Source organism: Methylophilus sp. DMC14 (assembly GCF_056314085.1).
This window is the reverse complement of sequence record NZ_JBQUZA010000001.1, coordinates 295,584-315,697: the sequence shown is the minus strand read 5'-3', so window position 1 is coordinate 315,697 and position 20,114 is coordinate 295,584. Positions and strand designations below refer to the sequence as shown.

General features: G+C 50.9%; 26 protein-coding genes and 5 tRNA genes. 30 read left to right on the top strand and 1 reads right to left on the bottom strand.

Annotated elements, in window-relative coordinates; translation table 11 throughout:
- Positions 1-21 precede the first annotated feature (21 nt).
- From grxD to tatC, 16 genes are all read left to right on the top strand, one after another.
- Positions 22-330 carry a Grx4 family monothiol glutaredoxin gene (grxD, locus tag ACT53C_RS01655; RefSeq protein ID WP_476144488.1) on the top strand — a complete coding sequence of 103 codons (309 nt, stop codon included), beginning with the start codon at positions 22-24 and terminating at the stop codon, positions 328-330.
- A 2-nt stretch (positions 331-332) separates the two neighbouring features.
- Complete coding sequence (murA, locus tag ACT53C_RS01650; RefSeq protein WP_275357654.1) at positions 333-1,598, top strand: UDP-N-acetylglucosamine 1-carboxyvinyltransferase; 1,266 nt, start codon at positions 333-335, stop codon at positions 1,596-1,598.
- A 2-nt stretch (positions 1,599-1,600) separates the two neighbouring features.
- Positions 1,601-2,242 (top strand): ATP phosphoribosyltransferase, encoded by a 642-nt coding sequence (gene hisG, locus ACT53C_RS01645; RefSeq protein WP_275357652.1) that lies wholly within the window; start codon positions 1,601-1,603, stop codon positions 2,240-2,242.
- A 13-nt stretch (positions 2,243-2,255) separates the two neighbouring features.
- A complete protein-coding gene (gene hisD, locus ACT53C_RS01640) occupies positions 2,256-3,551 on the top strand; it encodes a histidinol dehydrogenase (RefSeq protein WP_194749111.1) in 1,296 nt (431 codons plus the stop codon).
- A gap of 9 nt (positions 3,552-3,560) precedes the next feature.
- Positions 3,561-4,625, top strand: coding sequence for a histidinol-phosphate transaminase (gene hisC, locus ACT53C_RS01635; RefSeq protein WP_194748762.1), 1,065 nt, complete (start codon positions 3,561-3,563; stop codon positions 4,623-4,625).
- Positions 4,626-4,841: 216 nt separating this feature from the next.
- Complete coding sequence (gene hxlA / locus ACT53C_RS01630) at positions 4,842-5,726, top strand: 3-hexulose-6-phosphate synthase (protein WP_194748761.1); 885 nt, start codon at positions 4,842-4,844, stop codon at positions 5,724-5,726.
- Between the two features lie 152 nt (positions 5,727-5,878).
- The gene (hisB, locus tag ACT53C_RS01625; protein ID WP_194748760.1) at positions 5,879-6,469 is read left to right on the top strand and encodes an imidazoleglycerol-phosphate dehydratase HisB; all 591 of its coding nucleotides are present in this window, start codon (positions 5,879-5,881) and stop codon (positions 6,467-6,469) included.
- Positions 6,470-6,483: 14 nt separating this feature from the next.
- Positions 6,484-7,128: an imidazole glycerol phosphate synthase subunit HisH gene (gene hisH, locus ACT53C_RS01620; RefSeq protein WP_313985806.1), complete on the top strand. Its 645-nt coding sequence runs from the start codon at positions 6,484-6,486 to the stop codon at positions 7,126-7,128.
- A 53-nt stretch (positions 7,129-7,181) separates the two neighbouring features.
- A complete protein-coding gene (gene hisA, locus ACT53C_RS01615; protein ID WP_194748759.1) occupies positions 7,182-7,925 on the top strand; it encodes a 1-(5-phosphoribosyl)-5-[(5-phosphoribosylamino)methylideneamino]imidazole-4-carboxamide isomerase in 744 nt (247 codons plus the stop codon).
- 2 nt (positions 7,926-7,927) lie between these two features.
- Positions 7,928-8,692 carry an imidazole glycerol phosphate synthase subunit HisF gene (gene hisF / locus ACT53C_RS01610; RefSeq protein WP_194748758.1) on the top strand — a complete coding sequence of 255 codons (765 nt, stop codon included), beginning with the start codon at positions 7,928-7,930 and terminating at the stop codon, positions 8,690-8,692.
- Entirely contained in the window at positions 8,689-9,072 is a 384-nt protein-coding gene (gene hisI / locus ACT53C_RS01605) for a phosphoribosyl-AMP cyclohydrolase (protein ID WP_194748757.1), read from the top strand. The genes hisF and hisI overlap by 4 nt, the downstream gene beginning before the upstream one ends.
- Complete coding sequence (locus ACT53C_RS01600; protein ID WP_476144486.1) at positions 9,065-9,385, top strand: phosphoribosyl-ATP diphosphatase; 321 nt, start codon at positions 9,065-9,067, stop codon at positions 9,383-9,385. The genes hisI and ACT53C_RS01600 overlap by 8 nt, the downstream gene beginning before the upstream one ends.
- Positions 9,382-9,711, top strand: coding sequence for a histidine triad nucleotide-binding protein (locus tag ACT53C_RS01595; protein ID WP_194748755.1), 330 nt, complete (start codon positions 9,382-9,384; stop codon positions 9,709-9,711). The genes ACT53C_RS01600 and ACT53C_RS01595 overlap by 4 nt, the downstream gene beginning before the upstream one ends.
- A gap of 25 nt (positions 9,712-9,736) precedes the next feature.
- The gene (tatA, locus tag ACT53C_RS01590; protein WP_194748754.1) at positions 9,737-9,919 is read left to right on the top strand and encodes a Sec-independent protein translocase subunit TatA; all 183 of its coding nucleotides are present in this window, start codon (positions 9,737-9,739) and stop codon (positions 9,917-9,919) included.
- 13 nt (positions 9,920-9,932) lie between these two features.
- On the top strand, positions 9,933-10,454 hold the full coding sequence (tatB, locus tag ACT53C_RS01585) for a Sec-independent protein translocase protein TatB (RefSeq protein ID WP_194748753.1): 522 nt from the start codon (positions 9,933-9,935) through the stop codon (positions 10,452-10,454).
- A 31-nt stretch (positions 10,455-10,485) separates the two neighbouring features.
- On the top strand, positions 10,486-11,223 hold the full coding sequence (gene tatC, locus ACT53C_RS01580; protein ID WP_476144485.1) for a twin-arginine translocase subunit TatC: 738 nt from the start codon (positions 10,486-10,488) through the stop codon (positions 11,221-11,223).
- Between the two features lie 13 nt (positions 11,224-11,236).
- Here tatC and ACT53C_RS01575 read toward each other — a convergent pair whose 3' ends face one another.
- Positions 11,237-12,394 (bottom strand): S1C family serine protease, encoded by a 1,158-nt coding sequence (locus ACT53C_RS01575; RefSeq protein WP_194748751.1) that lies wholly within the window; start codon positions 12,392-12,394, stop codon positions 11,237-11,239.
- Between the two features lie 67 nt (positions 12,395-12,461).
- Between ACT53C_RS01575 and ACT53C_RS01570 the strand changes: the two genes are divergently transcribed.
- From ACT53C_RS01570 to nusG, 14 genes are all read left to right on the top strand, one after another.
- The gene (locus ACT53C_RS01570) at positions 12,462-13,208 is read left to right on the top strand and encodes a Nif3-like dinuclear metal center hexameric protein (RefSeq protein WP_476144484.1); all 747 of its coding nucleotides are present in this window, start codon (positions 12,462-12,464) and stop codon (positions 13,206-13,208) included.
- A gap of 116 nt (positions 13,209-13,324) precedes the next feature.
- Positions 13,325-13,945, top strand: a complete 621-nt coding sequence (gene petA, locus ACT53C_RS01565) for a ubiquinol-cytochrome c reductase iron-sulfur subunit (protein ID WP_275357634.1) — start codon at positions 13,325-13,327, stop codon at positions 13,943-13,945.
- 5 nt (positions 13,946-13,950) lie between these two features.
- Positions 13,951-15,237 (top strand): cytochrome b, encoded by a 1,287-nt coding sequence (locus ACT53C_RS01560; protein ID WP_275357632.1) that lies wholly within the window; start codon positions 13,951-13,953, stop codon positions 15,235-15,237.
- Positions 15,237-15,947 carry a cytochrome c1 gene (locus tag ACT53C_RS01555; RefSeq protein ID WP_194748747.1) on the top strand — a complete coding sequence of 237 codons (711 nt, stop codon included), beginning with the start codon at positions 15,237-15,239 and terminating at the stop codon, positions 15,945-15,947. The genes ACT53C_RS01560 and ACT53C_RS01555 overlap by 1 nt, the downstream gene beginning before the upstream one ends.
- Positions 15,948-16,012: 65 nt before the next feature.
- Complete coding sequence (locus ACT53C_RS01550; protein ID WP_194748746.1) at positions 16,013-16,612, top strand: glutathione S-transferase N-terminal domain-containing protein; 600 nt, start codon at positions 16,013-16,015, stop codon at positions 16,610-16,612.
- A gap of 61 nt (positions 16,613-16,673) precedes the next feature.
- Positions 16,674-17,081, top strand: a complete 408-nt coding sequence (locus tag ACT53C_RS01545; protein WP_476144480.1) for a ClpXP protease specificity-enhancing factor — start codon at positions 16,674-16,676, stop codon at positions 17,079-17,081.
- Between the two features lie 128 nt (positions 17,082-17,209).
- Positions 17,210-17,285: transfer RNA gene (locus tag ACT53C_RS01540), tRNA-Thr, on the top strand.
- Between the two features lie 62 nt (positions 17,286-17,347).
- Positions 17,348-17,432, top strand: a tRNA-Tyr gene (locus ACT53C_RS01535).
- A gap of 70 nt (positions 17,433-17,502) precedes the next feature.
- Positions 17,503-17,578: transfer RNA gene (locus ACT53C_RS01530), tRNA-Gly, on the top strand.
- 20 nt (positions 17,579-17,598) lie between these two features.
- Positions 17,599-17,673 (top strand) — tRNA-Thr (locus ACT53C_RS01525).
- A gap of 122 nt (positions 17,674-17,795) precedes the next feature.
- Positions 17,796-18,986 (top strand): elongation factor Tu, encoded by a 1,191-nt coding sequence (gene tuf, locus ACT53C_RS01520; protein ID WP_194748734.1) that lies wholly within the window; start codon positions 17,796-17,798, stop codon positions 18,984-18,986.
- Positions 18,987-19,044: 58 nt separating this feature from the next.
- A tRNA-Trp gene (locus ACT53C_RS01515) sits at positions 19,045-19,120 on the top strand.
- A 43-nt stretch (positions 19,121-19,163) separates the two neighbouring features.
- Positions 19,164-19,511, top strand: a complete 348-nt coding sequence (gene secE, locus ACT53C_RS01510; protein ID WP_275357986.1) for a preprotein translocase subunit SecE — start codon at positions 19,164-19,166, stop codon at positions 19,509-19,511.
- On the top strand, positions 19,511-20,047 hold the full coding sequence (gene nusG / locus ACT53C_RS01505; RefSeq protein WP_194748743.1) for a transcription termination/antitermination protein NusG: 537 nt from the start codon (positions 19,511-19,513) through the stop codon (positions 20,045-20,047). The genes secE and nusG overlap by 1 nt, the downstream gene beginning before the upstream one ends.
- Positions 20,048-20,114: the final 67 nt, after the last annotated feature.

Below are 20,114 nucleotides of genomic sequence, written 5' to 3'. Positions count from 1 at the left end.
AACACGATGGAGTGATGAATCATGGATGTACAAGTAAAAATCAAAGAGACAGTGACCAGCAACAAGGTGGTTCTGTATATGAAAGGTAGCCCCAAGTTTCCGCAATGCGGCTTTTCAAGCGTGGCTGCGCAAATCCTCAACGCCTGTGGTGCCGAGTTTGTTGCGGTAGATGTGTTGCAAGACATGGAGGTGCGTGAAGGCATCAAACAATTTGCTAACTGGCCGACTATTCCGCAACTGTATGTAGGCGGGGAGTTTATCGGTGGTGCCGACATTATGCGCAGCATGTACCAGAGTGGTGAATTGCAAGAACTGTTGGCGAAAGCGTAATTTTGGATAAACTGATTATTGAAGGTGGCGTGCCTCTGCACGGCGAAGTCGTCGTGTCTGGCGCCAAGAATGCCGCGTTGCCAATTTTGTGCGCTGGCTTGCTGGCGGAAACGCCTTTTACGCTTACTGGGGTGCCTGAGTTACGTGACGTGGCGTCTACGCTGAAGCTGCTGGACACCATGGGCGTCAAGGTCAGCAAACAGGCGGATCAGGTCATACTGGATGCCAGCGATGTCGCCTCGTTTGAAGCCACCTATGACATGGTAAAAACCATGCGTGCCTCGATTCTGGTACTGGGGCCATTACTGGCCCGTTTTGGCACTGCCCGCGTGTCTTTGCCCGGCGGATGCGCCATTGGTTCGCGTCCGGTCGATTTGCATATCAAAGGCCTGCAAGCCATGGGTGCTGCCATGCATATCACGCACGGTTACATCCAGGCCAGCACCTTGCACTTGCCTAACCGCCGCCTGCAAGGCGCTAAGTATTATATGGATCTGGTGACTGTCACCGGCACAGAAAACCTCATGATGGCCGCTGCGCTGGCGCAGGGCACGACAGTGCTGGAAAACGCCGCCAAAGAACCTGAGGTGGTTGATCTGGCCGAGTGCCTGAATAAAATGGGTGCCAACATTAAAGGCGCTGGCACAGACACGATTACCATCGAAGGGGTGGAGCGTTTGCTTGGCGCACAGCATCATATTGTGTGTGATCGTATTGAAGCCGGCACCTATATGGTAGCCGCTGCCATGACCGGTGGTGAAGTAACCTTGAAAAACGCACGTCCTGATTTGCTCGAAGCGGTGATCGAAAAACTGCGTGAAGCCGGTGCCCAGATCAGTCATGACGCAAACAGTATTACGGTCAAAAGTGATGGCAAACTCAAAGCCGTCAATGTGCGTACGGCGCCGCATCCTGCGTTTCCTACTGATATGCAGGCGCAGTTCATGGCCATGAATACGGTGGCAGAGGGCGTATCTACGGTGATTGAAACCATTTTTGAAAACCGCTTCATGCATGTGCAAGAGTTGCAGCGCATGGGGGCCAATATTGATGTGCAGGGCAATACTGCCTTGGTGAAAGGTGTCTCCGTACTGGAAGGCGCAAATGTGATGGCCACCGATTTGCGTGCGTCTGCCGGCTTGGTTCTGGCTGGCCTGGTCGCTGAGGGGGAAACCGTGATAGATCGGATTTACCATCTGGATCGCGGCTACGAAAAACTCGAAGAAAAATTGAATCAACTGGGCGCCAAAGTGCGCAGATCGAACTAATCATGATTACTATCGCACTCAGCAAGGGGCGTATTTTTGAGGAAACCACGCCCTTGTTGGCCGCAGCAGGGATTCAGGCATTAGAAGACCCCGAGTCTTCCCGCAAGCTGATTTTGCCGACCAACCGTGAGGATGTCCGGTTGGTGATTGTCCGTGCGACCGATGTGCCTACCTATGTGCAATATGGTGCAGCAGATATTGGTATTGCCGGTAAGGATGTCCTGGATGAGCATGGTGGAGAAGGCCTGTATCAACCGCTGGACTTGAATATTGCGCGCTGCAAAATGATGGTGGCGGTGCGTGATGACTTCGATTATGAAGCCAGCATCCGTCAGGGCGCGCGCCTCAAGGTGGTGACTAAGTATGTGAAAACCGCACGCGAGCATTTTGCCGCCAAAGGCATGCATGTGGATTTGATCAAGCTTTATGGCTCGATGGAATTGGGCCCGTTGGTTGGATTGGCGGATGCGATTGTGGATTTGGTCAGCACGGGTGGAACTTTACGCGCCAACAAGCTCAAAGCAGTAGAGGAGATTGGTGCTATCAGTTCGCGGCTGGTGGTCAATCAGGCTTCTTACAAAGTGAATCGGCCTTTGTTGCAGCCGATTATTGATAGCTTTGCGGGCGCTGTCCGCAAAGATTAATGTTTAGAAAATGATGAAGATTAAACGCTTAAATACACAGGATCATGGCTTTGATGCCGAATTGAAGGCATTGCTGGCTTTTGAGACCGCGCAAGATGACAGCATAGACCTGGTGGTTGCCAATATTCTCAAGGATGTGAAGGCGCGCGGTGATGCGGCTGTGCTTGAATATACCAACCGCTTTGATAAAACCAATGCCTCCAGTCTGGCTGCATTGGAAATTCCTCAAGCGGAGTTGCAAGCGGCCTTAACCAGCCTGCCGGCGGCACAGCGCGAGGCTTTGCAGGCAGCAGCTGACCGGGTGCGTAGCTATCACGAAAAGCAGGTCATGCAGTCCTGGCAATATACTGAGGCTGATGGCACCTTGCTTGGTCAACAGGTGACGGCGCTGGATCGCGTGGGCTTGTATGTGCCTGGCGGTAAGGCGGCTTATCCCTCTTCTGTGCTGATGAATGCGATCCCTGCCAAGGTGGCGGGTGTGCAAGAGTTGGTGATGGTTGTGCCTACGCCGAATGGCGAGAAAAATTCATTGGTACTGGCTGCGGCTGCGGTCTGTGGCGTGGATCGCGTGTTCTGTATTGGCGGTGCACAAGCCGTGGGGGCGCTGGCATATGGCACTGAAACCGTGCCACAGGTAGACAAGATTGTCGGGCCAGGTAATGCCTATGTGGCTGCGGCCAAGCGCCGGGTGTTCGGGGTCGTCGGCATTGATATGGTGGCAGGTCCTTCTGAGATTCTGGTCATCAGCGATGGCAAGAGCAATCCAGATTGGACAGCCATGGATCTGTTCAGCCAGGCGGAACATGACGAGTTGGCACAGGCGATATTGCTGTCGCCAAGCGCAGAATTTCTGGATCAGGTGGAGGCCAGTATTGCCCGTCAGGTGGTCGACATGCCGCGCCAGGAGATTATTCGTACCTCGCTGCAAAACCGGGGTGCACTGATACAAGTAAAGGACCTGGCTGAGGCCGCCGAGATTTGCAACTACATCGCGCCAGAACACCTGGAGTTATCCATGGACGATGCCTTGGCCTTTAGCAAGCAGATCAAGCATGCCGGGGCGATCTTTATGGGGCGTGACACCTGTGAGGCGCTGGGCGATTATTGCGCCGGCCCCAACCATGTGCTGCCGACCTCACGTACCGCCCGATTCAGTTCGCCGTTGGGGGTCTATGATTTCCAGAAGCGTTCCAGCCTGATTATGGTGTCGTCTGCGGGGGCGCAAACGCTGGGCAAGATTGCTGCGACGTTGGCGTATGGCGAAGGCCTGCAGGCGCACGCGCGTAGTGCTGAGTATCGCTTGAAATAAGAGGCAGCCATGAGTCAATATTGGAGCAAGATTGTTCATGAGTTGACCCCTTATGTGCCGGGCGAACAGCCCAAGTTGCAAAATCTGGTCAAGCTTAATACCAATGAAAATCCTTATGGTCCCAGCCCCAAGGTGATTGCTGCCTTGGAGGCAGAAGCTGCAGACAGTTTGCGCTTGTATCCCGATCCGGATTCCAGTCGCCTCAAGGCGGCGTTGGCTGAATATCATGGGCTGCAAGCCAATCAGGTGTTTGTCGGCAACGGTTCCGATGAGGTGTTGGCGCACGTGTTTCAGGCCTTGCTCAAGCACGACTTGCCTTTGTTGTTTCCTGATATTAGTTACAGTTTCTATCCGGTCTACTGCGGCTTGTACGGCATCCACTTTGAAACCGTTGCGCTCAATGCGCAGTTTGAAGTGGCGATAGACGATTATTTGCGCCCTAATGGCGGGATTATTTTCCCTAACCCCAACGCGCCAACCGGCATTCCGCTGCCATTAAGCGAAATTGAGCGCTTGCTGGCCCACAATACGCAATCTGTGGTGGTGGTCGATGAGGCCTATGTTGACTTTGGCACCGAGTCCGCGGTCGCACTGATTCATCGTTACCCAAATCTGCTGGTGACGCATACCTATTCGAAATCACGTTCGTTAGCAGGCTTGCGCGTGGGCTATGCGTTGGGCAATGCCGCGTTGATTGAGGCATTAATCCGGGTCAAGGACAGCTTTAACTCATATCCGATTGATCGTTTTGCCGAGGCGGGTGCCATTGCGGCATTGCAGGATGAAGCTTACTTTCAGCAAACGCGTCAACAGGTCATCACGTCGCGTACCAGCCTGGTCAGTGCACTAGAAGCGTTGGGATTTGAAGTGTTGCCTTCCGGGGCAAACTTTATTTTTACCCGTCACCCGGCGTATGTGGGTGAGCAGTTGGCCGCAGGGCTGCGTGAACGCGCCGTGATCGTCCGCCATTTCAAAAAACCAGCTAGAATTTCCGATTTTTTACGGATTACCATCGGCAACGAGTCGCAAAATCAGGCCTTGATGCAGGCAATACGTGCGCTTGTGCAAGCCTGATGTCGTCAAAAGCGCGGGATTTGTACTAAATTACGGGCTAATCGCGGTTAATTGATTGTAATCGCACATAAAAATATCCAGCGAATATTGTCATTGTGTGGCAAATCCGGTTATGATGCACCCTATTGTACATAATGTGCAGTGACGGTTGCGTTTGCATGATTGCTGCGCATAGATTCATTGGATTGAAAATAGAGCAAACTCGGAGGAAGAAAAATGGCACAAACCCAGATGGCATTGGACTCATTGGATTTTGACGCGACGATCGCTTTAGCAGCTAAAGTGGCGCCACACGTTGATATCTTGGAAATCGGTACCCCTTGCATCAAGCACAACGGTATCGAACTGTTGAAAGCACTGCGTGCAAAATTCCCTAACAACAAAATTTTGGTTGACCTGAAAACCATGGATGCTGGCTTCTACGAAGCTGAGCCATTCTACAAAGCAGGTGCTGACATTTGTACCGTTTTGGGCACTGCTGACATCGGTACCATCAAAGGCGTGATTGATGCTGCCAACAAATATGGCAAAGAAGCGCAAATCGACCTGATCAACGTAAAAGACAAAAAAGCCCGTACGCTGGAAGTTGTTAAGTTGGGTGCACACATCATCGGCGTGCACACTGGCTTGGACCAACAAGCGGCTGGTCAAACTCCATTCGCTGACTTGGGCCTGGTGTCCGGTCTGAAAACAGGCGCTAAAGTGTCTGTGGCTGGTGGTGTAAAAGCTGCAACGACTAAACAAGTGGTTGACGCTGGTGCTGATATCGTCGTTGCTGGTGCAGCGATCTACGGTGCTGCTGATCCTGCTGCTGCTGCAACAGAAATCACCAAAATTGCACACGGTGCAGGTGCTGGTGCTGCTAAAGGTGGTAACAAGTTGCTGCCATGGATTATTGCTGCAGTTGCTGCAGTATTGGTATTCTCTTTGTTGGGTAAAAAATCTGAAGAAGCTGCGCCTGCTGCAGAAGCACCAGCTGCTGAAGAGGCTGCCCCAGCTGCTGAGGCGCCTGCTGCCGAAGCACCTGCTGCTGAAGAAGCTGCTCCAGCCGCTGAAGCGCCTGCTGCAGAAGCTGCACCAGCGACTGAAGAAGCAAAATAATCCGCTTTTATTTCTGATAAATGCACGATTCAAAAAAGCAGTCCATTGGGCTGCTTTTTTGTTTTTCACAACTGGTTTTGCCTGTCTGCCAAGACTTGCTGTAAAATGCGTGTAATACTTGCAAACTCTCAGTGATCACCTTCCTCTCTCATATGTCACGTCAAGCCGAAGTTACGCGTAATACGCTAGAAACCCAAATTACTGTGTCGATTAATCTCGATGGTACAGGGCAGTCTGAACTGGACAGTGGGCTGGGCTTTTTGGATCACATGCTGGATCAAATCGCCCGTCATGGCATGATAGATCTGAAAGTGCATGCCAAGGGGGATTTGCATATTGATGCCCACCATACGGTTGAAGATATTGGGATTACCTTGGGTCAGGCATTCAGCAAAGCGTTGGGCGACAAAAAAGGCTTGACGCGCTACGGGCATAGCTATGTCCCGCTGGATGAAGCCTTGAGCCGTGTGGCGCTGGATTTGTCCGGTCGTCCGGGCTTGGCGTTTGATTGCACCTTTACGCGTGCCATGATCGGTGAGTTTGATGTAGATCTGATTCACGAATTTTTCCAGGGCTTTGTCAATCATGCACTGGTCACGCTGCACATTGATAATCTCAAAGGCCAAAACGCTCATCACCAGGCGGAAACGATTTTTAAAGCGTTTGGTCGTGCCTTGCGTATGGCGGCCACCCAAGATCCTCGCATGGCCGGCTTGATGCCATCAACCAAAGGTGCGTTATAGCCCGATTGTTTATGATGAATCGTTTGCAAGTCGCCATTGTTGATTATGGCATGGGAAACCTCCGTTCAGTTGCCAATGCTTTCAAAGCGGTAGCGCCTGATACCACGGTTGCAGTCACCAGCGATCCTGCGCAAATTGCCCAGGCGGAGCGGGTAGTGTTTCCGGGGCAGGGCGCCATGCCGGATTGCATTCGTGAACTGGATGCGCGCAATTTGCGCCAGGCAGTGCTTGATGCAACACAGCAAAAGCCTTTCCTCGGCATTTGTATTGGTTTGCAAATGTTGTTTGAGCATTCTGAAGAAGGCAATGTTCCTGGGCTAGGCGTGTATGCCGGCGAGGTCAAGCGCTTTCCTCAGGCAAAAATGGTGGATGTGCATGGTGAAAAGCTCAAGGTCCCGCACATGGGCTGGAGCCAGGTACATCAGACTCAGCCGCATGCCTTGTGGCAGGAGATTCCTGACCAGGCCCGTTTTTACTACGTGCATAGCTACTATGTGGTCCCGGATGAGACGGCATTGACCGCTGCGACCACCGCCTATCCATTTGATTTTACCGGCGCGATTGCACGTGACAATGTATTTGCCGTGCAGTTTCACCCGGAAAAGAGCGCCAGTGCAGGCTTGCAACTTTTACGTAATTTTGTAAACTGGAAGCCCTAAGACGGGCTACAGTCGTTTTAGTCACTACTCGTTATTTATCTACTGAAAACAACATGTTAATCATTCCAGCAATTGATTTAAAAGATGGCCACTGCGTGCGTTTGAAGCAGGGACTGATGGAAGAGTCCACCGTATTTTCCGAAGATCCTGCAGCGATGGCCAGACATTGGGCAGATAAAGGCGGTAAGCGTTTACACCTGGTGGACTTGAATGGGGCCTTTGCGGGCAAGCCTGTCAATGAAGGTGCGATCAAGTCTATTGTGGCTGCAATAGGTGGGGATATCCCTATTCAATTGGGTGGTGGCATCCGTGATCTGGATACAATAGAGCGCTATCTGGATGATGGTATCAGCTATGTCATTATTGGCACCGCCGCTGTGAAGAATCCGGGCTTTCTGCATGAGGCCTGCTATGCTTTCCCAGGCCAGATCATGGTGGGGCTGGATGCCAAAGACGGCAAAGTAGCCGTGGATGGCTGGTCCAAGTTGACGGGGCATGATGTGATTGACCTGGCGAAGAAATTTGAAGATTACGGTGTGGAAAGTATTGTTTACACGGATATCGGCCGGGATGGCATGTTGACTGGCGTGAATATTGAAGCGACTGTAGCATTGGCGCAGGCTTTAACGATTCCGGTGATCGCCAGTGGCGGTGTGACCAATCTGGATGATGTGCGCAACTTGTGCGCCGTGCAGGATGAAGGCATCATGGGTGCCATTACCGGCCGCGCCATTTATGAAGGTACACTGGACTTTTCTGCTGCGCAAGCGTTAGCTGACCAGCTGAGTGGTCAATAAAAATGGGCTGCGCCAAACGCATTATTCCTTGCCTGGATGTGACTGACGGTCGTGTCGTCAAAGGCGTGAATTTTCTGGAATTGCGCGATGCAGGCGATCCGGTGGAAATCGCACAGCGTTACAACGACCAGGGCGCGGACGAACTGACGTTTCTGGATATTACCGCCAGCTCAGACAATCGTGACTTGATTCTGCACATTATTGAGCGTGTGGCCGAGCAGATTTTTATCCCGTTAACCGTCGGTGGCGGCGTGCGCAAGGTTGAAGATGTGCGGCGGCTGCTCAATGCGGGGGCCGATAAAGTCAGCATCAACACCACTGCCGTGGTCAATCCGCAAGTGGTTGAGGATGCTGCCGGACGTTTTGGTTCGCAATGTATAGTGGTCGCGATTGATGCCAAAAAAGTAGATAATCAGCCGTTTGAGTGGGAAGTGTTCACCCATGGCGGGCGTAATCCTACCGGTCTCGATGCCGTCAAATGGGCGCAAAAGATGGTGAGTCTGGGGGCCGGTGAGTTGCTGGTCACCAGCATGGACCGCGATGGAACCAAAATCGGATTTAATAACCCGCTCAACAAAGCGATCAGCGAAGCAGTGGATGTGCCATTGATTGCTTCCGGCGGCGTGGGGAATCTGCACCATCTGGTGGAGGGTGTCACCGTTGGTGGCGCCGACGCTGTTCTGGCTGCCAGTATTTTTCACTATGGTGAGTTCACTGTGCAGCAAGCGAAAGACTATATGCGTGAACATGGGATAGAAGTGCGATGAGCTGGCTGGAGCAAGTGGCCTGGACGGCAGAAGGCTTGGTGCCGGTCATCGCCCAGGAAAAAGACACAGGTAAAATTCTCATGTTTGCCTGGATGAACCGCGAAGCCTTGCAATTGACTAGAGACTCTGGACATGCAGTTTACTATTCGCGCTCGCGCAACAAACTGTGGCATAAAGGTGAAGAGTCTGGGCACACGCAAATCGTGCACGACATTCGTCTCGATTGCGATAATGATGTCGTGCTGATCACGGTCGAACAATTGGGTGGCATCGCCTGTCACACCGGTAGGCATAACTGTTTCTTTCAGCAATTACAGGGCGATACCTGGGTGACTGTAGAGCCTGTGCTCAAAGATCCGAAAGCGATTTACCATGAGTGATGACGTATTAAGCCGCTTGTCTGAATTGCTGGAAGCGCGTAAAAGTGCCGATCCGGCCAACTCCTATGTCGCCAAACTCTATGCCAAAGGCATGGACAGCATTCTCAAAAAAGTGGGTGAAGAAGCGACGGAAACAGTGATTGCGGCCAAAGGCGGCAACAAGGAAGAGCTGATTTATGAAACCGCCGATTTATGGTTTCATACCCTGGTGATGTTAAGTCATGCCGGCTTGCAGGCGCAGGATGTGCTTAATGAGCTTGCGCGCCGTGAAGGGCTGTCGGGCATCGTTGAGAAAGCGAGCAGAAAAGAATGAGTGCAGACTGCATTTTTTGTAAAATTGTTGCTGGCACTATTCCGGCGAAATTGCTGTATGAAGATGACGAGGTCATCGCATTTCATGATATTCGGCCACTGGCGCGGGTGCATTTTCTGATTGTCCCCAAAGCACATATTGAAACGCTTAAAGAATGTACTGCTGAGCATCAGGCGCTCCTTGGTAAAATGATGTTGCTGGGTGCCAAGCTGGCTGCTGAGCAAGGGTTGGTTGGCTATAAAACAGTGATGAATGTCGGGCGTGAGGGTGGCCAGGAAGTGTTCCATATCCATCTGCATGTCTTTGGTGGCGGGCCTGCCGCTTAAAAGTTGACGCGTTAAGGAGATTGCAATGGGTTCATTCAGTTTATGGCATTGGCTGATCGTGTTACTGATCGTGGTGCTGGTGTTTGGTACCAAAAAGCTGCGTAATATTGGCGGTGATGTAGGTGGCGCGGTCAATGAGTTTAAAAAAGCAATGAATGACGGCAAAGAAGGTTCTAAGCCTGATGAGATTTCTGACAAAAGTAAGTGAGTACTGACCGATTGTGTTTGATATTTCGTTTTCAGAATTACTGGTGATTGCGCTGGTTGCCTTGGTGGTGATCGGGCCGGAAAAACTGCCTAAAGTCGCCCGCACTGCGGGCGCTTTTTTTGGGCGCATGCAACGCTTTGTCAGCCAGGTAAAAGATGAGGTTAATCGTGAAGCCAGGTTTGCCGAGTTGCAACAACTGCAAGACGAAGTAAAATCGGGCTTGCAGTCGGTATATGACGATGCGGCACAGCATATTTTGCCTGAGAATTCGATCGCCGAAACCAGTGTCCAGCCAGAGAAGGTTGTTGAGCCGGTTAAACCGTCACGCAAACCACGTCAACGCAAGTCATCACCGGTGAACGATGAGCAGCCTGCTGAAGCAGCAGTGCCTAGCGCATTGGTGGTTTCTGAATCTGCGCCAGCGCCACAAGCCGAGTTATTTGCAGAAGCCCCTGCGGCAAAGCCGAGACAGCGCCGCGCACGGCAGGCGGCGAAGACGGCAAACGATACGCCACCGAATGAACCCATCCTCTAAGCGTTTGTAGTTTGATCGCGCTTTATAAATTATGACGCCTACTGAAAGTTTTATTTCCCACCTGATTGAGCTGCGTAACCGTTTGTTGCGTGCGGTTGCGGGCTGGCTGGTCATTTTTGTGGCTTTATTTCCGTTTGCTGACCGCATTTATCATTTGCTGGCGGCACCCTTGCTGGCAAAGTTGCCGCAAGGGGCGCAAATGATAGCGACAGCAGTCACCACGCCCTTCTTTGTGCCGATGAAAGTGACCATGATGGCAGCCTTTTTGATCGCGTTGCCATGGATGATTTATCAGTGCTGGGCATTTATCGCACCGGGGTTATACGCACATGAAAAACGATTGATTCGGCCCCTGCTTACGGCGGCCATCGGGTTATTCTTTATGGGCATGGCCTTTGCCTATTTTGCCGTGTTCCCGGTTGTGTTTGGCTTTCTGGTGGGCAGTGCGCCGGCGGGTGTCGCGGTGATGACAGATATTGCTGAGTATCTCGACTTTGTCATCGGCATGTTTCTGGCGTTTGGCTTTGCGTTTGAAGTGCCCATCGCCGTCATATTGTTATCATTGATGGGGTGGGTGACTTTGGCGCAACTCAAGGAGGCGCGCTCTTATGTAATCGTAGGCGCTTTTGTGTTGGGCGCCATTTTTACGCCACCAGACATTGTCTCTCAATGCATGCTGGCCATCCCGTTGTGGTTGCTCTATGAGCTGGGCCTGCTGGTGGTTCGCTGGTTGCCGCAATCGCCAGCAGACAGTGCTACACCAACTTAATTCCACTTTCTAGTTATTGCGCTACTTTGCTTGGCAGTGGGCGCTTACCTACGATCAGGCTGATCTCCATTTTCTTGCCTGCGCGCAAGATTGCCAATGTTGCCTTGTCACGTGGCTTGAGCATGGCGATTATATTTAGCATTGCTTGGCTGTCAGATACAGGTTTGTTGTCGATGGCAATCAGGATGTCGCCAGGACGCAAGCCGGCGCGATCAGCCGGACTATCTAACAACACACCAGCAATCAAGGAGCCGTTGACGTTCTTGAGGTTAAAGGATTCCGCCAGTTCTGGCGTAATGTCTTGTGCTTCTATGCCTATCCAGCCACGCGTCACCGACCCATTAAAGGTAATTTGTTCCATGACCTGTTTGGCGATGCTGACCGGAATAGCAAAGCCTATCCCCATGCTGCCGCCATTGCGGGAATAAATGGCACTATTGATGCCGATCAGGTTGCCGTTGACGTCGATCAGCGCGCCACCGGAGTTGCCAGGGTTAATGGAGGCATCGGTTTGAATAAAGTTCTCAAATGTATTGATGCCCAGATGGTTGCGTCCCAGTGCGCTAATAATGCCTTGGGTCACGGTTTGTCCAACGCCAAACGGGTTGCCAATTGCCAGGACGACATCCCCTACCTTCATCTGGTCACTATTGCTGAATGTAATGGCGGGAAGTTGTTTGCGGTCTATTTTGAGTACGGCCAGATCGGTCTCGGGATCGGTACCGACCACTGTGGCTGAGGACTTGCTGCCATCGCTGAGCGCAACTTCAATTTGATCGGCCGAGCTAATCACATGGTTATTGGTCAGGATCAGGCCATCGGCACTGACAATCACGCCGCTACCGAGGCTGTTTTCAGGTTGCTCATCCTCTTCTTCTATTTCATCACCGAAAAAATGACGAAACAATGGGTCATTCTTCAATGCGCGGTGTGGATCCTGGCTCATGCGAGCCGTGGTGAAAATATTAACAACCGAAGGCATGGCCTTGCTCACGGCATTGCGGTAGCCGGACTTCGCGACCATGGCCTGGCTAGTGGCGGCCGTTTCCTTGATCACCAGGGTTTTGTTCACGGGTTGCGTGAGCAGGGTGGGATAAAAAAGTTTTAAGACAAACAAAATGCCCAGACAAACGGTGACTGCTTGTGAGAAGATAGACCAGAGATGTCGCATAGATGCCAAAAGAGAAATGTGCAATAAGTGAATGTCTTTAACAACGACTAGTATATGAGACTCAGAGATGGAATTGAATCTTCTTGTTAGTGAATTGGCTAATTTTTTGCAAGTAAGCAAATTCCAGGACTATTGCCCCAACGGTTTGCAGGTGGAGGGGCGGCCGCAAGTGCGGCGCATTATCAGTGGCGTGACTGCCAGTCAGGCGCTGATTGAGGCGGCCATCGCCGCCAATGCGGATGCGATTCTAGTGCATCATGGCTATTTCTGGCGTGGCGAGCCAGCAGAGGTGACTGGGCTCAAGCGTCAGCGCCTCAAGCGCTTGCTCACACATGATATCAGCCTGCTGGCGTATCACCTGCCGCTAGATGCACATCCGCAGGTGGGAAACAATGTGCAACTGGGACAGATGTTCGGCTGGCCGGTGACACGCTATCTTGATGATAAGAATATGCTGCCTGTGACCACCTTGGCGCAACCGATGTCGCTGGCGCAGGTGGCAGAGCATGTTGCCCAACGATTGGGGCGGCAGCCACAAGTGCTTGGGGCCCCTGATAAGTTAGTACACACTGTCTCCTGGTGTACTGGCGCTGCCCAATCTTATATTCAACAGGCGGTCACTGCTGGCGTGGACCTGTTTATCAGTGGTGAAGTCTCCGAGCAAACCTGGCATACCGTCTGCGAATCAGGCACGGCTTACCTCAGTGCCGGGCATCATGCCACTGAGCGTTATGGCGTCCAGGCGCTTGGGCAGTGGCTTGCACAAACGCATGGCTTGGAGCATGTTTATGTTGAGTTGGGCAACCCTGTTTAATTGATTAATATCAATGACTTATTGAAATAAATTTGGCTTGTTTCTGCGAAAAATGTATAATCGCGACTCAAGTTTTATACTCACTGTTACCTCAAAAGGGTAGATTAAGGAAGCCAATGTCAGAAAACAAAATTGACAACAACTGTTTGTCGTTTTGCCAGCCATCTGAGGTGGATTTGCAAAAACGCGATTTTTTGGTGAAAGCGACTGCCGCCACCGGGGCTGTTGGGGTTGCTGCAGTAGCGGTGCCGTTTGTTGGTAGCATGCTGCCAAGTGAACGTGCCAAAGCGGCGGGCGCACCTGTCGAGGTGGATATCAGCAAGTTGAAGCCGGGCGAGAAAATGACGGCTGAATGGCGTGGTCAACCGGTTTGGATCGTGCGTCGTACGCCAGAAATGCTGGATAAGTTGGTCAAGCATGATGACCAGTTGTCGGATCCGAATCTGGAGGTGCCGCAACAGCCTGAGTATTGTAAAAACAAGGATCGTTCTATCAAGCCAGAGTTCGGGGTCATGTTGGGGACCTGCACGCATCTGGGTTGTTCACCAAACGACAACTTTGCAATGACAGCAGACTGGGATGGTGGTTTTGTCTGTCCTTGCCACGGCTCTAAGTTTGACTTGGCTGGCCGTGTGTTCAAAGGCTCTCCGGCACCAAAAAATCTGCTGGTGCCGCCGCATCAATATCTAACTGACACGACCTTGCTGATTGGCGAAGACAAAAAGGCGGAGGCTTAACTATCATGGCAACGACTAAAAAAACAACTGCCACTGGTTTATTGGGCTGGTTTGATGCCAGATTTCCGCTGACCAGTACCATCAAGGGACACCTTACCGAGTATTACGCACCGAAAAATTTCAACTTCTGGTATTTCTTCGGGTCATTGGCTTTGTTGGTGCTGGTGCTGCAAATTGTCACCGGTATTTTTCTGACCATGAACTACAAGCCCGATGCTGAGTTGGCCTTTGCTTCGGTGGAATACATCATGCGGGACGTATTTGGCGGCAATATCATCCGTTATATGCACTCGACCGGCGCCTCCATGTTCTTTGTGGTGGTCTATCTGCACATGTTCCGTGGCTTGATTTACGGGTCTTACCGCACACCGCGTGAGTTGATCTGGTTGTTTGGTGTGGGCATTTTCCTGGTGCTGATGGGCGAAGCGTTCTTTGGCTACCTGCTGCCATGGGGGCAAATGTCTTACTGGGGTGCGCAGGTGATTGTGAACCTGTTCTCAACTGTGCCGTTTATTGGTCCTGACTTGTCTGAGTGGTTGCGTGGTGACTATCTGGTTTCCGATGCTACCCTGAACCGTTTCTTTGCTTTCCACGTGATCGCCTTACCGCTGGTGCTGCTGGGGTTGGTTGCTGTGCATATCGTGGCCTTGCATGAAGTGGGCTCTAACAACCCTGATGGCGTTGAAATCAAGGCCTATAAAGACAAGGCAACCGGTATTCCATTGGATGGCATTCCATTTCACCCTTACTACTCTGTGAAAGATCTGGTGGGTGTGGTTGTCTTCCTGATGGTGTTCTTTGCGATTGTGTTCTTTATGCCTGAAATGGGTGGTTACTTCCTTGAAGCGAACAACTTTATTCCGGCAGATCCTTTGAAGACGCCGCCGCATATCGCGCCAGTCTGGTATTTCACGCCTTACTACTCCATTTTGCGTGCAGTGCCGCCTATCGGTATCTCGCAATTCCCTGGTGTGGTAGCCATGGGCTTGTCAGTCGTGGCCTTTGCGTTCTTGCCGTGGTTGGACAAGAGTCCGGTGAAGTCTATTCGTTACCGTGGCAAGTTGTACAAACGCTGGTTGGCCGCTTTTGTGATCAGCTTCGTGATCCTGGGTTATCTGGGAACCGTGCCAGGTGATGTCTGGGGTCAATTTGGACCATGGATGGGTCGTGCAGACCGCGCGACTGTGTTGGCTCGTATTTGTTCAGTGGTGTACTTTGCATTCTTTGTCTTGATGCCTTGGTATACCAAAAAAGATCAAACCAAGCCTGTGCCAGAAAGGGTGACATACTAATGATGAAAAAATTGTTTTTGCAGGCCTTTGCAGGTCTGGCCCTCTTGGCGTCAGTGATGGCGTTTGCAAATGAGGTGCATATTGATGTCAAAGCGCCAATCAAGATGACGGATAAAGCGTCATTGCAGCGTGGTGCCAAGATCTTTGTAAATTATTGCCTGAATTGCCACAGCGCCAACTACATGCGTTACAACCGCTTGCAGGACATTGGCCTGACCGACAAAGAGATTAAAGACAATCTGTTGTTTGCCGGTGAGAAGGTGGGCGAAACCATGCGCATTAGCATGAATCCTAAAGATGCGAAAAAATGGTTTGGTGCTGCACCGCCTGATTTGAGCGTTGAAGTGCGTGCGCGTGGTGCGGATTGGGTGTATGCCTATCTGCGCAGCTTCTACAAGGATGAGTCACGTCCCACTGGCTGGAATAACCTGGTGTTTGACAAGGTGGCCATGCCGCATGTGTTATATGAGTTGCAAGGCGTGCAAGTACTCGATCACGAAACACACACCCTTAAACTGGACAAAGCCGGTAAGCTCAATCCGCAAGAGTATGACCAGTTTGTCGGTGATCTGACTAACTTCCTCGCATTTATGGCAGAGCCAGCCAAACAATCCCGTTTGTGGATTGGGGTGGCAGTGTTGCTGTTCCTGTCAGGATTGTTCTTCTTGGTGAAAAAAATCAAAGCCGAATACTGGAAAGATATTCGCTAATTGCCAACCAAGTCTGACACCAAGGCGTGAGGCCTTGGTGTCTTTTTTTATAGGGAAAATAAATTATGATGAGATTGTATTCGGGTACCGTTGATCCTTACAGTCACCGTTGCCGTATCGTGCTGTTCGAGAAGGGCATGGACTTTGAAGTCATTGATGTGGACTTGACCAATAAAACTGAAGATCTGGCCATTTTGAATCCGTATGGTGAAGTGCCGGTGTTGGTCGAGCGTGACCTGGTCTTGTCAGAAGCCAATATCATCAATGAGTATATCGATGAGCGTTTTCCGCATCCCCAACTCATGCCAGCTGACCCGGTCATGCGTGCACGTGCAAGACTGTTCTTATATAACTTTGAAAAAGACTTGTTCAGTCATATCAAGGATGTTGAATCTGATAACCAGGAAACCGCGGATCGTGCACGCAAGGTCATTCGCGATAACCTGACGCAGTTGGTGCCGATTTTTGGCAAGCAAAACTACCTGATGGGCGACGAGTACTCCATGCTGGATGTGGCGATCACGCCATTGTTATGGCGTTTAGGGCATTATGGCATTGAGTTGCCAAACCAGGCTTCGCCATTGCTCAAGTATGCCGAGCGTTTGTTCTCGCGTCCAATGTATGCAGAGGCTATGACACCCTCTGAAAAGGCGATGCGTAAATAACATCAGTCATGCATAAACAGCGCGAATCCATATTCGCGCTGTTTTTTTAAGGAAGTCCAACATGAGTACATTGATTCCGACCACGGCTTATTTGATTCGCGCCATACATGAATGGTGTCTGGATAATAATCTGACGCCGCATTTGCTGGTCAAAGTGGATGCGCAGACGCGTGTGCCGATGGCTTATGTCAAAAATGGCGAGATTGTGCTAAATGTGAACTACACTGCTGTCAAAGATTTGCATATTGATAATGATGCGGTTGTGTTCTCTGCGCGCTTTAATGGCGTTGCGCAACATATTTATGTCCCGATCAACCGGATCGGAGGCGTATTTGCCAGGGAGAATGGGCAAGGTATGTTTTTTGAAGTTGTGGATGACGTGCCGCCAGCGCCTGAAAAAATGGTGTCCCCGGTAGCGTCTGCGGTGGATGCGCAAGCGAAAAAGTCACACCTTAAAGTAGTGAAGTAAGGGTGCTGTGCTCGGTGTTTAGCCGATGCTTCATTTTGAATGCAATTTTTTCAACAAAAAATAAAAAAATTCATAAAAGCACTAGATCACATCCCAAAAAAAGTGATATAGTTGCGCCTTCCTGAAATGCCGGGTTAGCTCAGTTGGTAGAGCAGCGCACTTGTAATGCGAAGGTCATCAGTTCGATTCCGATACCCGGCACCAAATTTATGTCAGTTGACATTGACGTTGATGACATAAACCGCGATAATCGCGGTCGATTTTTTGGAGGGGTGGCCGAGTGGTTAAAGGCGACGGACTGTAAATCCGTTCTCTCTGAGTACGCTGGTTCGAATCCAGCCCCCTCCACCAAAAAATGATTGCCTGTAGGTGTTGCTGTAAAGCGGGTTGGTGAGAGCCTTCCTTGGGTGTTCTGCATAGTGCGGGTGTAGCTCAGTTGGTAGAGCACTTGCCTTCCAAGCAAGATGTCGCGAGTTCGAACCTCGTCGCCCGCTCCAACAATAACAAAAGGCAAAACGCCCATGTGGCTCAGTGGTAGAGCACTCCCTTGGTAAGGGAGAGGTCGCGGGTCCGATTCCCGCCATGGGCACCAGATGCGCTCTGTAGTGATATGGGGCTTGGTAAGTAGTCGCGCAAGGGTGCTGTCATCCGCGTCGCATAATTTGTGAAAACAATATTATTGGCTTTATTTAGTACTAATAAAGGAAAAACATCATGGCAAAAGGCAAATTTGAACGTACCAAGCCACACGTGAACGTTGGTACGATTGGTCACGTTGACCACGGTAAGACAACATTGACAGCGGCGATCACCACAGTGTTGACCAAGAAATTTGGTGGCGAAGCAAAAGCTTACGACCAAATTGACGCGGCACCAGAAGAAAAAGCACGTGGTATTACCATCAACACAGCACACGTTGAGTACGAGACTGCAAGCCGTCACTACGCACACGTTGACTGCCCAGGCCACGCCGACTACGTTAAAAACATGATTACCGGTGCTGCCCAGATGGACGGCGCGATCCTGGTATGTTCCGCTGCTGACGGCCCTATGCCACAAACACGTGAGCACATCCTGTTGGCCCGTCAGGTTGGCGTACCATACATCGTTGTGTTCCTGAACAAAGCTGACATGGTTGACGACGCTGAGTTGTTGGAACTGGTTGAAATGGAAGTGCGTGACTTGCTGAGCAAGTATGACTTCCCAGGTGATGACACCCCAATCATCAAAGGTTCTGCTAAATTGGCCCTCGAAGGTGACCAATCAGAAATCGGCGAACCAGCGATCTTCGCATTGGCTGACGCATTGGACAGCTACATCCCAACCCCAGAGCGTGCCATTGACGGTACCTTCCTGATGCCAGTAGAAGACGTATTCTCTATCTCTGGTCGTGGTACTGTAGTAACAGGCCGTGTTGAGCGTGGTATCGTTAAAGTCGGTGACGAAATCGAAATCGTTGGCCTGAAGCCAACCTTGAAAACCACCTGTACTGGTGTTGAAATGTTCCGTAAACTGCTGGACCAAGGTCAAGCAGGTGACAACGTAGGCGTACTGCTGCGCGGTACTAAACGTGAAGAAGTTGAGCGTGGTCAAGTGCTGGCTAAATCCGGTTCTATCAAACCACACACCAAGTTCACCGCTGAGATCTACGTGTTGGGTAAAGATGAAGGTGGTCGTCATACACCATTCTTCAACGGCTACCGTCCACAGTTCTACTTCCGTACCACTGACGTGACTGGTGCAGTTGAATTGCCAGCAGGTACCGAAATGGTGATGCCAGGTGATAACGTCTCTATCACTGTGACATTGATCGCACCTATCGCGATGGAAGATGGTCTGCGCTTCGCGATTCGTGAAGGTGGTCGTACCGTTGGTGCTGGCGTCGTTGCCAAAATCATCGAGTAATTGTTGATGTAGGTGAAAGCTGCGCTACAACCCGTGCAGCTTTCGCTTTAAAGAGTACAGGCCAATAGCTCAATTGGTAGAGTATCGGTCTCCAAAACCGAGGGTTGGGGGTTCGAGACCCTCTTGGCCTGCCAAACACCCAGAATAGTCTGTGGTGTTAATCATAAAGTTAAGTATATGATCGATAAAATCAAACTGGCTTTATCCCTGTTGTTACTAGCTTTGGGGATTGCCGGTTTTTATCTTTTTGAAGATAAAGCAATGGTTATCAGGATACTTGCCGTGTTGGCAGGTATTGTCGCGTCTGTAGCGGTCGCGTGGACTGCGCCACAAGGTAAGCAGGCGCTGGTTTTCTTTAATGAGTCTGTTGCTGAAGCCAAGCGTGTGGTGTGGCCAACGCGTCAGGAAACTATGCAAACGACACTGGCTGTTGTGGTGCTGGTTGTGATCATGGCTGCTTTCTTGGCGTTGGTAGACATCAGTTTTGCCTACATGGTGCAATGGATTATGGGTAGGGGGGCTTAATGGCTATGCGTTGGTATGCAGTTCAGGCCTTCTCCGGCATGGAGAAATCCGTCAAGGCCGGTTTGGAAGAGCGCGTCGCAAGATCGAATATCCCGGATCAGTTCGGTGACATTCTGGTGCCGGTAGAAGAGGTGATTGAGCTGAAAAATGGTCAGAAGACCATTTCTGAGCGTCGCTTGTATCCCGGTTACGTGTTGGTGCAAATGGAAATGACTGACGAAAGTTGGCATTTGGTGAGAAGTACACCGCGTGTGACTTCATTCATCGGTGGTACTGCACAACGTCCAACCCCGATCAAGGATAAGGAAGTTGAAATTATTCTGCGTCGCATGGATGACAGCAAATCTAACCCGACACAGAAGATGACCTTTGAAAAGGGCGAGAGCGTTCGTGTGATCGATGGCCCATTCAAGGACTTCTCTGGCAGCGTAGAGGAAGTGAACTACGATAAAAACAAACTGCGTGTTTCAGTGGTCATTTTTGGCCGTGCGACACCAGTTGAACTGGATTTTGCACAGGTAGAAAAAGAAGTCTAGCTGTGCATTGTGTCGACGGCCTGACTGGCAGTCGATATTTTTTAACGGGGAGCCTGCCACAGGCGCT

Coding starts and splice junctions, on each gene's coding strand:
- tatC (WP_476144485.1), top strand. CDS start 10,486: ATGACGCCTACTGAAAGTTTTATTTCCCACCTGATTGAGCTGCGTAAC.
- ACT53C_RS01545 (WP_476144480.1), top strand. CDS start 16,674: ATGAGTACATTGATTCCGACCACGGCTTATTTGATTCGCGCCATACAT.
- ACT53C_RS01560 (WP_275357632.1), top strand. CDS start 13,951: ATGGCAACGACTAAAAAAACAACTGCCACTGGTTTATTGGGCTGGTTT.
- hisD (WP_194749111.1), top strand. CDS start 2,256: ATGAAGATTAAACGCTTAAATACACAGGATCATGGCTTTGATGCCGAA.
- grxD (WP_476144488.1), top strand. CDS start 22: ATGGATGTACAAGTAAAAATCAAAGAGACAGTGACCAGCAACAAGGTG.
- hxlA (WP_194748761.1), top strand. CDS start 4,842: ATGGCACAAACCCAGATGGCATTGGACTCATTGGATTTTGACGCGACG.
- ACT53C_RS01595 (WP_194748755.1), top strand. CDS start 9,382: ATGAGTGCAGACTGCATTTTTTGTAAAATTGTTGCTGGCACTATTCCG.
- hisC (WP_194748762.1), top strand. CDS start 3,561: ATGAGTCAATATTGGAGCAAGATTGTTCATGAGTTGACCCCTTATGTG.
- ACT53C_RS01555 (WP_194748747.1), top strand. CDS start 15,237: ATGATGAAAAAATTGTTTTTGCAGGCCTTTGCAGGTCTGGCCCTCTTG.
- hisB (WP_194748760.1), top strand. CDS start 5,879: ATGTCACGTCAAGCCGAAGTTACGCGTAATACGCTAGAAACCCAAATT.
- hisG (WP_275357652.1), top strand. CDS start 1,601: ATGATTACTATCGCACTCAGCAAGGGGCGTATTTTTGAGGAAACCACG.
- ACT53C_RS01575 (WP_194748751.1), bottom strand. CDS start 12,394: ATGCGACATCTCTGGTCTATCTTCTCACAAGCAGTCACCGTTTGTCTG.
- ACT53C_RS01550 (WP_194748746.1), top strand. CDS start 16,013: ATGATGAGATTGTATTCGGGTACCGTTGATCCTTACAGTCACCGTTGC.
- ACT53C_RS01570 (WP_476144484.1), top strand. CDS start 12,462: ATGGAATTGAATCTTCTTGTTAGTGAATTGGCTAATTTTTTGCAAGTA.
- hisH (WP_313985806.1), top strand. CDS start 6,484: ATGAATCGTTTGCAAGTCGCCATTGTTGATTATGGCATGGGAAACCTC.
- hisI (WP_194748757.1), top strand. CDS start 8,689: ATGAGCTGGCTGGAGCAAGTGGCCTGGACGGCAGAAGGCTTGGTGCCG.
- ACT53C_RS01600 (WP_476144486.1), top strand. CDS start 9,065: ATGAGTGATGACGTATTAAGCCGCTTGTCTGAATTGCTGGAAGCGCGT.
- tatA (WP_194748754.1), top strand. CDS start 9,737: ATGGGTTCATTCAGTTTATGGCATTGGCTGATCGTGTTACTGATCGTG.
- tuf (WP_194748734.1), top strand. CDS start 17,796: ATGGCAAAAGGCAAATTTGAACGTACCAAGCCACACGTGAACGTTGGT.
- nusG (WP_194748743.1), top strand. CDS start 19,511: ATGGCTATGCGTTGGTATGCAGTTCAGGCCTTCTCCGGCATGGAGAAA.
- secE (WP_275357986.1), top strand. CDS start 19,164: ATGATCGATAAAATCAAACTGGCTTTATCCCTGTTGTTACTAGCTTTG.
- hisA (WP_194748759.1), top strand. CDS start 7,182: ATGTTAATCATTCCAGCAATTGATTTAAAAGATGGCCACTGCGTGCGT.
- hisF (WP_194748758.1), top strand. CDS start 7,928: ATGGGCTGCGCCAAACGCATTATTCCTTGCCTGGATGTGACTGACGGT.
- petA (WP_275357634.1), top strand. CDS start 13,325: ATGTCAGAAAACAAAATTGACAACAACTGTTTGTCGTTTTGCCAGCCA.